The organism is Noviherbaspirillum aerium, assembly GCF_008929045.1.
Lineage (GTDB): Bacteria > Pseudomonadota > Gammaproteobacteria > Burkholderiales > Burkholderiaceae_D > Noviherbaspirillum > Noviherbaspirillum aerium.
The window spans coordinates 38,897-50,473 of the sequence record NZ_VFAH01000016.1; the positions used below are offsets into that span (position 1 = coordinate 38,897).

The following is an 11,577-nucleotide window of genomic DNA, read 5'->3' on the forward strand; positions in this document are numbered from 1 at the left end:
TACCGGCATTTCCGGCTTGCGCAAGCGGCATTCCGCAGCGCCTGCAAGCCGTGCCGGCCAACCGTGTCTCCGTAACCGCAGCCCAAGTGCGGTTTCCTTATGCCCACGATCGCCAGAAGTTGCGTTCGTGGGCTTTTTATTCGGGCATCGGAATCAGGCTTACTCCTTCTCGATGCCGGCCTTCCTGACTATCTCTTCCCACTTCTTCGATTCGGCCGCCTGGAATTTCGCCAGTTCGTCGGGCTTGGTGATGAAGGGTTCGACGCCGCTGTTGGTAAAGAAGGTCGTCGCGCTCGGGCTGCTTGCGGCCTTCGCGAAAAGCTCATTGAGCCTGTTGACGATGGGCTGCGGCGTCTTCGCCGGAGCATAGGCCGCGAACCAGTAGCCCATGTCATAGCCCGGCACGCCGGCCTCTTCAATCGTGGGCAGGTCGGCTGCCAGCGGCGAGCGCTTCTTGGTGGAGACGCCGAGGGCGCGCAGCTTGCCGCTCTTGATATGCGGCAGGCCGGTGGCGGTATCGGTGATCATCATGTCGATCTGGCCGCCAAGCAGGTCGGTGACGGCGAAGGTATTGCTCTTGTAGGGCACATGCAGGATCTGTATGCCCGCCAGCTGCTGCAGCATTTCGCCGGCGATGCGGCTCGATGAACTGCCGCTGCCGAAAGTGAGCTTGCCGGGGTTCTTCTTTGCCGCCGCAATGAAATCCTTGACGCTGGCAATCGGCGACTGGCTGTTGACCACCATGATCTGTCCGCCCTTGCCCAGCCCGGTGACGGGCGAGAAATCCTTGACCGGATCGTAGGGCAGCTTCTTGTACAGATGCTCCGCCGCCGCATGGGTGGTGTTGGTCGTGATGAAGACGGTATAGCCGTCGGGCGCGGCCTTGGCCGCCTCGCTGGCGCCGATGAAGCCGTTGCCGCCGGGCTTGTTGTCGACGATGACCTGCTGCTTGGTCTCAACGGTAATGGCCTGGCCGAGTGCGCGGGCGATCTGGTCGGTCGCGGTGCCGGAGGCGAAGGGAACGACGAAGCGGATCGGCTTGTCGGGATACTCGGCGGCGGCGGTGCCGGAAATGAGCAGGCAGGCGGCTGACAGCAGCAGCGATGGAAGTCTGGCAAGTTTCATGGGTGTCTCCTTGAATGATTTGAATGGTTTGAATGAGTCGAATGCGTCGTGGTTGATGTTCTTGCGGCTATTCGCCGCCCGCAAGCAGGGACCGGAGATGCATGGGCACCGCCACCGGTGCCTGCAGCAGCAGGAAGGCCAGCGCCTTGCCGTGGGAATCGAGATTGAGGGAATCGTTGACGCCGCCATCGAGCACGCCGTCGAGCACGAAGTTGATTGCGCCGAGCTTCGGCAGCAGATAGCGCGTGACCGCCTGCGGCCGGCGCGCGGCGAACACCGCTGCCACCACGCTTTCGGTCAGCTCGCTTTCCAGCAGCGGATAAAGCGCCTTGTGATAGGCAATGATGCTGATATTGGATCGGTTGCCCTTGTCTCCGGTGCGTCCGTGGGCAAGGCGGTACAGCGGAATGCGCATCTCGCCATCGTTATTGTTATTTTTATTGTCATCGCCGTTGCGCCCGGTGTGGTTGTGATGGTCGTTCATTCCTGCTCCACAAAGCTGAATTGTTCGGAGACCGTTTCCCGCGGCACTTCGCAGGATGTCGCATTCAGGCGGGAGCGCAGGCTGGTGCGCACGCCGCCGCCGCCGGCCGGGCCGCAGGTATAAAGGGCAACCACTTCGCGCAGCAGCAGCGCCGCGCCGTGCTTGTCTTCATGCGTGCAGGCGGCGCGCAGGCGCACGTCGCTTGCCTGCGCGAGCGCGCCGGCATCGATTGCGTTCAACTGCGCGCCATCGTCGTCGCCGAACACGCTCATGACGCCGATCAGGTCGAAGCGGATCTTCAAATGCGGCAGGCGCTGCCGCAGGATGTCCATGGCCAGCCGGGCACGGGCGCCGGCGCGCGGACCGGCATAGGAGATTTCGCCTTCCGCCAACCAGCCGCCTTCATAAAAGATATTGGCCTTGAGCCGGGCCGGACGCGCATGCCCCCGGATGCCGGTGACGGCGACGCGATTGTTTCCGGTCTGCCGCACTTCCGCGTTCGAAATGTCGGCTATCACGTCGGGCGTGAGATAGGCGGCGGGATCATGCAGCTCATACAGCAGCTGTTCGGTGACGGTGCGGGTATCGATGATGCCGCCCGTCGGTTCCGACTTGCCGATGTCGAAGTCGCCGTTCTCGTCGATCTCCACGATGGGATAACCGACGCGGGCAAGGTCGGGCACGTCCTTGTAGCCGGGATCGGCGAAGTAGCCGCCGGTGACCTGGGCGCCGCATTCCAGCAGATGGCCGGCCATGGTGGCGCGGGCCAGGCGGTCCCAGTCATGTTCATGCCAGTTGAAGTGCGCCAGCACCGGACCGAGCGTGAGCGAAGGATCGGCGACGCGTCCGCAGACGACGATATCGGCGCCGGCCCGGATCGCGCCGGCAATGGCGGCTGCGCCGATATAGGCATTGGCGCAGACGAAGCGGGTCTCATCGAAGCCTTCGCCCATCTGCGCGCGCAGCAGCGCCTTGCCTTCGGCATTGGCGATCTCGTCGCCGGACACGATGGCGATTCTCGGCTTGGGCAGCCCCTGCTCAGCCGCGAGCTGATGAATGCGGCGCGCGGCGCCGGCGGGATTGGCTGCGCCGAAATTGCTGACGATGCGGATGCGGTGGCGCAGGCATTGCGCAAGGACCGGCGACAGCATGTCGGCCAGCAGCGGTTCATAGCCGGCATCGGGATTCTCGCGCCGCGCCAGCTGGGCCAGTGCCAGCGTGCGTTCGGCCAGCGTCTCGAAGATGAGCGCGGCGGGCCGGCCGCGCCGGATCATGGTGTCGACCACGGCAGGTGCGGCGTCGGTGCGGTCCCCCGAGAAGCCGGCTGCGGATCCGACCAGGAAAGTATTCATGTGAGGCACGCGTTTGGTTTGATCAATTAAAAATGAAACGGACTGCTGCCTGTCCCTGTCCCGGCGGTGCGGCTGCCGGTTCAGGCTATCGTACTGCATGCGATGGTCCGGGGACGGGAAGGGCAGTACGGCGCCCTTCCCGCGATTCCCTCAGATGCGGGTCAAGGCAATATCGGCGCCGCGTTCGCGTCGCGGATGATGCGCTCGGCATCGCGCTGCAGCAGCAGCCGCTGCGCCACCAGCGAGTTGGCCGCCTGCGTCACCGCCGCCACATAGCCCGCCTGGTTGCCGTACAGGGATTCCAGCGACGGCCGGGTATCGCCGGCGGCGATCCTTGCCGCTTCCGTCCGGTGGAAGGGAATGTAGGAACCGCCCAGGTTGGACAGATCGACGATGCCCGGCGTGGCCACATAGTTGAACTCGATGCTGGTGCCCAGCGGCGCCTGCGCCTCGACGCTGCGGATGCCGGCCAGCGTCAGGCCTGTCCTTGCATCGACCTGCGGCACGAGGATGGCGTAATCCTTGCCGGTATAGAACGGCGGCAGCTGGGTGGCGATGCCGGACTCGTCCTGCGGCTTGTATTGCGGGCCGAAGTCGAGCAGCGGGAAGCCGTTGTAGCGGGCGAGGTAATTGAACTCCGGGATCGCAGTCTGCACACCCGGCGTACCCTGTGCTCCCTGAGTGCCGCCGCTTGCCCAGGTCAGCCCCTTCATCACCGGAAACTTCAGCTGTTCGGGCCGCACCAGCGTGCCGTCGGCAATCTTCGGCACCTGGCTCGCCGGCGGCGCGGTGTTCTTCGTGACCCAGTCCTCGAGGTCAAGGAAGAGCGCGCGGAACGTGTCGTTGAAGTGCACCACGGTGCCGCGCGGATAGATATCGCGCGTCGGATCATAGCTGATGCTCGCCGTGCCGCCCGGGCCGCCATGCTGCGTGCTGGCGTAATAATAGATGCGCGCATTCTCCGGCTGCGCGAGATCGCGGAAGCCGTAGGTATCGGTGAGCACCGGCGACCCCTGCAACTGCCAGAACTCCGTTCCCGACAGGCCGAGGAAGAATTTCGGGCAGGTATTGCTTGCCGCGCAGCGGGCCATCACGCCGCCCTTGCGTCCGCTCAGCTCATCGACATAGTCCTTGTCGAGTCCGCGCGGCGCGGTCTGGCCGAAGGCGGTGTGGTCGGTGCGCAGCCCGCCGCCGCCGCCGGGCACGGCGAAGCGCGTGTTGACATTGGTCTGGCGCGCGGCCACGTGCGCATACATGCCGTCGAACACCTTGCCGCCGTCGAGCGCCTGGTTGAAGCCGAGGTGCAGGAAGGTTTTCATCGCATTGCCGGACTGCGATGTGCCCTGGCCTATCGTGTGCGTGATGCGCCCGGCCAGCGGGTTGGGCTTGCCTGCCGCATCGGCGGCTTTCGAACGGAAGAAGCTGACGGTATCGCGCAGCGCGGCCAGGCCGACGCCCATCACCAGCGGGTCCTTGGCGACGTAGACGATTTCGTAGAGGTATTTCGGATCGAAGCCGCCCCTGAGGCAGATGCGCGTCGGGTCCGGCGTTCCCGGGAAGGCATTGTCGCTGCTGCCGCAATTGGCGAACTTCCAGTCGCTTGCCGGAATCGGCGTGCGCGGGTCGGTTTCGTTGGCGCGCCGCGTCAGCGCATAGCCGGGCTGGGTATTGTCGAGCGAGGCCGGCGCATACGGAATCATGCTGCCGTTGAACACGCCGCCTGGGAGGGTCATGACGGGCGTGGCGGCGGACGGCACGAGTTCCGCCCGGTAGGGTCCGGTAATGGACGATCCGTCGGCGTTTTTCGCGACCGGCACGCTGACCGTCAAACGGTTCGGATTGCTCTTCGGCACATCGCCCTGCCATGCGGAATACAGAATCACATAGCCGCGCTCGAGATAGACGGCATCGCTCGGGGACGCCGTCGGGTTGACCATGGTGAGGATGTTGCCGCGGTTGGGCGCGTCGTAACGCAGCACGCCGCTGGCCTTGCTCATGTCCTTGGGCTTGAGCATGACGAAGTCGGCGGTGTATTCCACCATGCCGTTGGCATTCACCGGCGCCAGTGCCAGGTCCTGGATGATGGCGTTCTTCGGGTCCTTCGGGTCGACTTCTCCCTTGATGGTGCCCGTCACCTGCTCATAGGCGCCGGCGGCGCCATAGCTTGTACCCGGCGTGAAGTCCTGGGTCGATGCGATGTTAAGGGTCTGCCTGGGTGTATTGGCGGTGACCGAAGGCGCGCTGACGGACGCCTGGTCGTTGCCCGATCCGCAGGCCGACAGCATCGACAGGGTGGCGGCTGCCGCGGCCAGGGTAATGGTTCTGTTCTGCATTGTCTCCTCGCTGAGGTATGTATGTATGCGAATAGCTTGACTGCCTGGGAAATTATAGGCAGCCTAGTCATTCGATTTACGGATTATTTCGATCAATTAACCTGTTTTTAGAATTAATGATGAACATCTCCATGCGCGACCTGCGTGCCTTTGTTGCATTGGCGGAACAAAGGAATTTCACCCGTGCCGCCGAGCAATGCCATCTGTCGCAGTCGGCTTTCAGCGCCCTGATCCAGGGGCTGGAAGATGAGCTCGGCGTGAAGCTGTTTGCACGCAGCACGCGGCGCGTCGAGATGACGGCGGAAGGCAAGGTATTTGCCGACTCGGCCAACCGCCTGCTCGGCGAATTCGCGCTGGTGCAAAGCGAGATGAAAGACCATGTGGAAAAGCGCAAGGGACGGGTCTCGGTGGCCGCCCTGCCCTCGCTGGCCGCCGGCTGGCTGCCCGTCGTGATCAAGGAATTCCGCGCCAGCTATCCGGGCGTGAGCACCGAGCTGGCGGACACGCTGTCGGATGAATGCCTGGAACTGGTGCGGGCCGGGCGCGCGGATTTTGCACTGTGCGCGGCGGGCGCCGACATGGCGGGGCTGGAAGCGGAGCCGCTGTGCACCGACGAATTCTATGTCGTCATGCACCGCGAACATGCGCTGGCGCGCAGGAAGACGCTGTCGGCGCACGACCTGCAGCATCAGCCCTTCATTCACCTGTCGCACACCAGCAGCGTGCGCCAGCTGCTGGACGCGGCGCTGCATCCGGGCCGCATCGCCGGCATCATGGAAGTGGCCCACCTGGCCTCGGTCGCTTCGCTGGTCGGCAACAATATCGGCATCAGCGTGATTCCCTTCCTCGCGCTGTTCCAGTTCTCGCATCCCGACCTGGTGATACGGCCGCTGAAGGAACCGAAGATCGTGCGCACCATCTATGTGGTGCGGCAGGGCGACCGGCCGCTGTCGGTCGCGGCGGAAGCCTTCCTCGGCCTGCTGAAGAAACGCAGATCGAAGATACGTTCGGAACTTGGCAAGGATGAACGCCGGCACTGAAAGCGGGTTATGCTTGCCGGCGACCGGGTCAACCTTCTTTCAGGCTTCTAATCACACATGGACAGAACATTCTTCGCGCTCGGCGCGCTCTTCGCTTTCATTGCCGTCGGCGCCGGCGCATTCGGGGCGCACGCCCTGAAAACCAGGCTCGATGCCAACATGCTGGCGGTCTTCGAAACCGCGGTGCGCTATCAGATGTATCACGCGCTGGCCCTGCTGGCCGTGTCCTGGGCGCATACGCGCTGGCCGGGAACGCTGGTGACCGCGAGCGGCATGCTGTTCATCGCGGGCATCCTGGTATTTTCCGGCAGTCTGTATCTGTTGAGCCTGAGCGGTATCCGCTGGCTGGGCGCGATCACGCCGCTGGGCGGACTGGCGATGCTGGCGGGCTGGCTGTGCCTGGCCTGGGCGGCGTTCCGGGGCTGACTTCGGGTGGATCGGAGGCAGAGCTGCTATGCGCTGCTTTCGGCCCGTTACGCCCTCGCCTTCGCTTCCCACCGTTCCGGTTCATCGCCCAGCACCACCCGATTGCGCCCCGTATGCTTGGCGTGATACAGCGCGGCATCCGCGCGGGAAACGGTCTGATCGATGGCTTCCGGCATCCGGTACCGGACGATGCCGATCGATACCGTGAGGCGCTCGCCGGCCATCGATCCGGGCAGCATCATGCCTTCGATGCTCTGCCGGACCCGCTCGACCAGCACGCGCGCATCTTCCATTTCGGCGTCGACCAGCAACAGCAGGAATTCCTCGCCGCCGTAGCGGCCGAACATGTCGATCCTGCGAATTTCGCCCTGCACCTGCCGAACCACCTGTTTGAGGGCCAGGTCTCCGGCCGCGTGGCCATGTCTGTCGTTGATCTCCTTGAAGTGGTCGATGTCGATCAGGCACAGGCAGAAACCGGCGCCGCTTCGCGCCGCCCGCTGCCTTTCCCGCTCGGCCAGACGCAGCAGTTCGCGCCGGTTGAACGCGCCGGTCAGTTCATCGCGGATGGCAAGTTCATTGATCTTCACTAGCGCCTGATCCAGCCTGACAATGGCCATGGCGGTGATGCGTTCGTAGACCATCAGGAAACAGGCGACAATCGTCACGAAGCTCACCGTGGAAACCGCTTGCAGCAGGCGGATGTCGCCGAACGTGGTGGGCGGAATCAGGCCGAGCCGGTCGCAGGCATAGATGCCGGCCACGGCGCTCATGCTGATGGCCGACCAGATATAGCCGGGCATGCGGCCGCCCGCCGCCGTGGCGATGAGCGGGCACACCGCCAGCCAGATCACGGTGGGCGCCATGATGCCGTCGAGTTCGTAAGTGAGCGCCAGCAACAAGCCGAAGATGCCGGCGACGAACACTTCCCGCGCGAGGCCGAGACGTCCGGTGACACGCAGCAGTACCGGACTGGTGAAGAGAGGGATGCATGCCAGCAAGCAGAACGTCGCGTTGACAGAATGGCCATGCCATTGATAGAACACCGCATAGCCTGGGATGACCAGCGTCGACAGCGCCATCGCCACCAGCAGATTTTCGGTGCGCGACATGAGCCGGACATCGCCGCGCAGGTGCTCCGGCACGACGCGCTGGATCAGCGGCAAAAGCCGATGTGAAATCAGGGAACCGCCTGTGTTCATGTCTGATCTTCCATGCAGTCCGGCCGTTGCGATAGTCATGGCGCCCTTGCCGGGGCGGAGTCCGGGTCAGCCTCGGAATACAGGGCAAGACGCTCGGCGCGATCTCGTCACTTCACGCAGTCGGCATATGGCCTGTGCGTTGATCGATGCATTGATCAATGCCTTGATCAATGGGCATCAACGTCTTATTAAATCACACTAAATTTCCGTTCGACAATCAAAACCGGTTGTGCGCCGCGATTTATAACTCGGCGTTCGAGAACATGTCTATTCGTCTACATGCCATGCGGGAATGACGGCGGCTCCGGGTGATAACCGTCCCGGGTCATCACATGCCGAACGGGATCGCGGGATTTTTTCGCTGGCGAGGGCGATGGATGAGGAGCGCAATGCGACCACATGGATAGTGACGCGGGCTCATGGCATGGAATGACATGGGACTGGCATCAGGTCAGGCGACTCGGCCGCCATTACGCTAACCGGAGGGGGGTGCCCATTATTGTCGGCAGCCGCATATCTGATGAGCCTGACAGGCATGAAAAGGCTGCGCCGGGCCTGATCGGCACCCACGGCCAATTTGCCAATGAAGTGGGTGCCGCATCAGCTTACTGTCTTATCGCCCGGATGGATTTGGCTGAGATGGATTTGGCGCAGCCGTCTCCTCCAACCAATGCCGGCGTATTGCGGCAATGAGATGCGCTTGAAGGAAAAGAACGCCACGGTGCGTGATATCAGTGGGATCGCTTCCTTGTGAGTGGTCTTGAGTGAGCATTCGTTCAATCTCAGCGCGGATCAAAGACCGTTCTGTCAGAGGTGCGAGTCTTTCCAGGATCGTCCGAGCCGTCTCAGCCGAAATCAGCTTCAGGCTGCCCACGTCGGCATTATTGTTTTGCATCAGACCGGCCACCACAGGAGCATAGGGTTTCTTGTGAAAGAGTCGGTGACGCCCTGCTTCCAGGCTGCTGGGCAGCATGATTCGTTGAAAGAGCCTTACATACTGGGTTTTCAAATCATTGGGAAGCCGTGGAAAATTGTCATGCCTGCAAAGTTGTGAAAGTCCGAGTAGTACATGCTCCCTCAGCGCTTGACGGGTATTCAAATCATCTCCGGCAGAATACCTTCCCATCAAGGTCTTGAGATCAGAAAATGCCGCAGAGAGCTTTCTGGAATGGTACATAACTTTAAAATTAACCGTAGATCCGGTGTTCTCATCACCGATTTTGGTTATGCGACTGGCTGCCTTCTCCAGCAATGCATCTGCTTGCCTTTCCTCTTCGGCGCTCATTGGAGGAATGGACGGGGCGACAGGAGCGGCCGGCGTCTGGGGCGTGGGACGAGTTGCGCGGGCTAATTGTGGATTAGTGGGCGCCGCATCCGGGCTGCGGCTTGTCTCCTTTTGCACATCCTCCTCCCTGAAGCCGGCTTGTTGCCCTGCATCTTCAGGTGAACGCTTGACCCGGGGGTTTTGGGGAATCAAAGAGCTTCGACTCCGCGCAGGCTGCGATATTGCGCTTCTTGTTTGTTCATGCAAAGACGCTATCGATGTTTCTTGGCGCTCCGATGCATTCGATGGCCCGGCAACCGGCATACTTGATCCGGCGGGATGGCTAGCAGCAGCGGTCTGCGCTGCTGTCTGCAGTTCCGATACATATGCGTGCAGCGAAACAATAGCTTGCAGCAGATTACCCGAAGTCTTTCCCTGGTCGAGGTCGCCGATTTTTCCATGCAATACGTTGAGAAGCTCTGCGCGTCTCTTCAGATCGCCCCCAGGGCGAGCGCGGGCTGTGTCGGATAGGTTCAGGTTCTGAAAGTCGGCGACGATCGTGGACATGTCATTCATTACGGGGGAAGCATCGCGAGATGCTGCCATATTTTGCAGCAGCCCTCGCGCATAGCCGAATGATCTTAAAAGTTCCTCGCTATTGGCCTCCTTACCTTGACGGCGTTTGTAATAACTGGCGATATTCGATTGGAATTCAGTGGCGGCATCCCTGATCGGATCGTGGTTCATTACCTGTTCGTATGCGGTAACCAATCCGCCAAGATGAGCGGCGAAACGCAATCGTCCAGCCTCTGTCGAGGAAGCATTCGAGCCACGGCTCGAGCTTCCGGCGTCGGAAGGCGCTCTGGTAGGACTCAGAGAATCTGGAAGAGGAACAGTTGCAGGTAAAGGCGGAGTGCGGAATGGGGAGAATGACATGTCAGTCCGAAGAAATTAATGGTTAAGAAAAACGCTTGTTGTTTAAGGCGGATACCTTTGCTTTAATTTGTCAAATTAAAACGCCGCTCCTGAGTGACCACGGAAAAGGAATGGTTCCATGCCCTTCCCGGTTTTTGCCGGGCATCAACCATTCCGACCCTGTTGTAAGACATCAAAGCAAACTTGTACGATGACTGCTATGATGGCAGCCATTCGCCGCCACAGGCATTTCGCCATTCACCAATGGAAATGCCCGGGCTCAGGCTTCCATCATTTCCGTTTACAGGTTTTCCCACGCATGTCCGCCAGTTCAAAATCAACTCCCGCTTCCCTGTTCTCCGTCCAGCAATTCTTCTCCCGGCCCAAGGTGGTGATTCTGCTTGCCACCCTGTGCTGCCTGCTGTGGGGCAGTTCCTATCCGGCCATCAAGAACGGCTATGCGCTGTTCCATATCGCCCAGGGCGATATCCCGGGCAAGCTGGTGTTCGCGGGTTACCGCTTCGTGCTCGCCGGCGCGCTGCTGCTGGCCATCGCGGTTGCGTCCGGCAAGCCGGCGTTCGGCATGAATGCGCGCACCATGGCGCGGCTTTCCCTGCTCGGACTCACGCAGACGGCCATCCAGTATGTGTTCTTCTACATCGGCCTCGCCTACACCACCGGCGTGCGCGGCTCCATCCTGAATGCCACCACCACCTTCTTCAGCGTGCTGCTGGCGCACTTCATCTTTCACAATGACAGGATCACTGGGCGCAAGGCGCTCGGCTGCCTCACCGGTTTCGCCGGCGTGCTGGTCGTCAATTTCGGCCAGGGCCTGCTCGATTTCGAATTCACGCTGCTGGGCGAAGGCTTCATCGTGATCGCCGCCTTCGTGCTGTCGGCCGCGTCGATCTATGGCAAGCGCTTGTCGCAGGGCATGGATGTAATGGTGATGACCGGCTGGCAGCTCGGCATCGGCGGCGTGTTCCTGCTGCTCGCCGGCTATGCCACCGGCGGCACGCTGAGCGGCTTCACGCCGATGTCGACGACGCTGCTGCTGTATCTGGCGGTGCTGTCGGCGGCGGCATTCAGCATCTGGAGCCTGCTGCTCAAGTACAACCCGGTGGGCACGATCAGCGTCTTCAATTTCCTGGTGCCGGTCTTCGGCAGCGCGCTGTCGGCATTCTTCCTCGATGAAAGCATTCTCGAATGGAAGAACCTGCTGGCGCTGTTGCTGGTGTGCAGCGGCATCTGGCTTGTCACGCGCCAGGTCTCGAACACACGCAAGCCCTGAGCAAGCCCCGCAGGCCATCGTTTATCGGCTCCATACCCATGCCGGCGCCGTCGCGGCGCCGGCGGCATGATATCTGGCGCGAGCTTAATGTCGCTCAAACCGGCGCACCGGCGGTTCGATGTTTTACCAGGCAGCTGTCGGTACCATA

9 protein-coding genes are annotated in these 11,577 nt (G+C 61.8%); 3 read left to right on the plus strand and 6 right to left on the minus strand.

The annotated features are described in order from the left end of the window. Positions 1-159: 159 nt before the first annotated feature. The 4 genes from FH061_RS20375 to FH061_RS20390 all read right to left on the minus strand — a co-directional run bounded on the left by FH061_RS20375 (position 160) and on the right by FH061_RS20390 (position 5,294). Positions 160-1,125, minus strand: coding sequence for a Bug family tripartite tricarboxylate transporter substrate binding protein (locus tag FH061_RS20375; protein WP_151637673.1), 966 nt, complete (start codon positions 1,123-1,125; stop codon positions 160-162). Between the two features lie 67 nt (positions 1,126-1,192). Further along, positions 1,193-1,540, minus strand: a complete 348-nt coding sequence (locus FH061_RS20380; protein WP_151637741.1) for an AtuA-related protein — start codon at positions 1,538-1,540, stop codon at positions 1,193-1,195. Positions 1,541-1,605: 65 nt separating this feature from the next. Further along, entirely contained in the window at positions 1,606-2,961 is a 1,356-nt protein-coding gene (locus tag FH061_RS20385; RefSeq protein ID WP_151637674.1) for an acyclic terpene utilization AtuA family protein, read from the minus strand. Positions 2,962-3,122: 161 nt separating this feature from the next. Further along, positions 3,123-5,294 (minus strand): alpha/beta hydrolase domain-containing protein, encoded by a 2,172-nt coding sequence (locus tag FH061_RS20390; protein ID WP_151637675.1) that lies wholly within the window; start codon positions 5,292-5,294, stop codon positions 3,123-3,125. A gap of 116 nt (positions 5,295-5,410) precedes the next feature. Here FH061_RS20390 and FH061_RS20395 point away from each other — a divergent pair, with 116 nt between their 5' ends. Both FH061_RS20395 and FH061_RS20400 read left to right on the plus strand, forming a co-directional pair. Then, complete coding sequence (locus FH061_RS20395; protein ID WP_318841035.1) at positions 5,411-6,334, plus strand: LysR family transcriptional regulator; 924 nt, start codon at positions 5,411-5,413, stop codon at positions 6,332-6,334. 57 nt (positions 6,335-6,391) lie between these two features. Further along, a complete protein-coding gene (locus FH061_RS20400; RefSeq protein ID WP_151637676.1) occupies positions 6,392-6,760 on the plus strand; it encodes a DUF423 domain-containing protein in 369 nt (122 codons plus the stop codon). 47 nt (positions 6,761-6,807) lie between these two features. Here the strand turns inward: FH061_RS20400 and FH061_RS20405 are convergent, their stop codons facing one another. Together FH061_RS20405 and FH061_RS20410 are read right to left on the minus strand one after the other, a co-directional pair. Further along, the gene (locus tag FH061_RS20405) at positions 6,808-7,959 is read right to left on the minus strand and encodes a diguanylate cyclase (protein ID WP_192805162.1); all 1,152 of its coding nucleotides are present in this window, start codon (positions 7,957-7,959) and stop codon (positions 6,808-6,810) included. A 613-nt stretch (positions 7,960-8,572) separates the two neighbouring features. After that, positions 8,573-9,970 (minus strand): hypothetical protein, encoded by a 1,398-nt coding sequence (locus FH061_RS20410; protein WP_151637678.1) that lies wholly within the window; start codon positions 9,968-9,970, stop codon positions 8,573-8,575. A 487-nt stretch (positions 9,971-10,457) separates the two neighbouring features. Between FH061_RS20410 and FH061_RS20415 the strand changes: the two genes are divergently transcribed. Beyond that, positions 10,458-11,429, plus strand: coding sequence for a DMT family transporter (locus FH061_RS20415; protein WP_151637679.1), 972 nt, complete (start codon positions 10,458-10,460; stop codon positions 11,427-11,429). The last annotated feature ends 148 nt before the right edge of the window (positions 11,430-11,577 follow it).

Bases quoted from the DNA above. Each gene is read 5' to 3' on its own strand.
- FH061_RS20375 (WP_151637673.1), bottom strand. From the start codon at position 1,125: ATGAAACTTGCCAGACTTCCATCGCTGCTGCTGTCAGCCGCCTGCCTG.
- FH061_RS20380 (WP_151637741.1), bottom strand. From the start codon at position 1,540: ATGCGCATTCCGCTGTACCGCCTTGCCCACGGACGCACCGGAGACAAG.
- FH061_RS20385 (WP_151637674.1), bottom strand. From the start codon at position 2,961: ATGAATACTTTCCTGGTCGGATCCGCAGCCGGCTTCTCGGGGGACCGC.
- FH061_RS20390 (WP_151637675.1), bottom strand. From the start codon at position 5,294: ATGCAGAACAGAACCATTACCCTGGCCGCGGCAGCCGCCACCCTGTCG.
- FH061_RS20395 (WP_318841035.1), top strand. From the start codon at position 5,411: ATGATGAACATCTCCATGCGCGACCTGCGTGCCTTTGTTGCATTGGCG.
- FH061_RS20400 (WP_151637676.1), top strand. From the start codon at position 6,392: ATGGACAGAACATTCTTCGCGCTCGGCGCGCTCTTCGCTTTCATTGCC.
- FH061_RS20405 (WP_192805162.1), bottom strand. From the start codon at position 7,959: ATGAACACAGGCGGTTCCCTGATTTCACATCGGCTTTTGCCGCTGATC.
- FH061_RS20410 (WP_151637678.1), bottom strand. From the start codon at position 9,970: ATGAACCACGATCCGATCAGGGATGCCGCCACTGAATTCCAATCGAAT.
- FH061_RS20415 (WP_151637679.1), top strand. From the start codon at position 10,458: ATGTCCGCCAGTTCAAAATCAACTCCCGCTTCCCTGTTCTCCGTCCAG.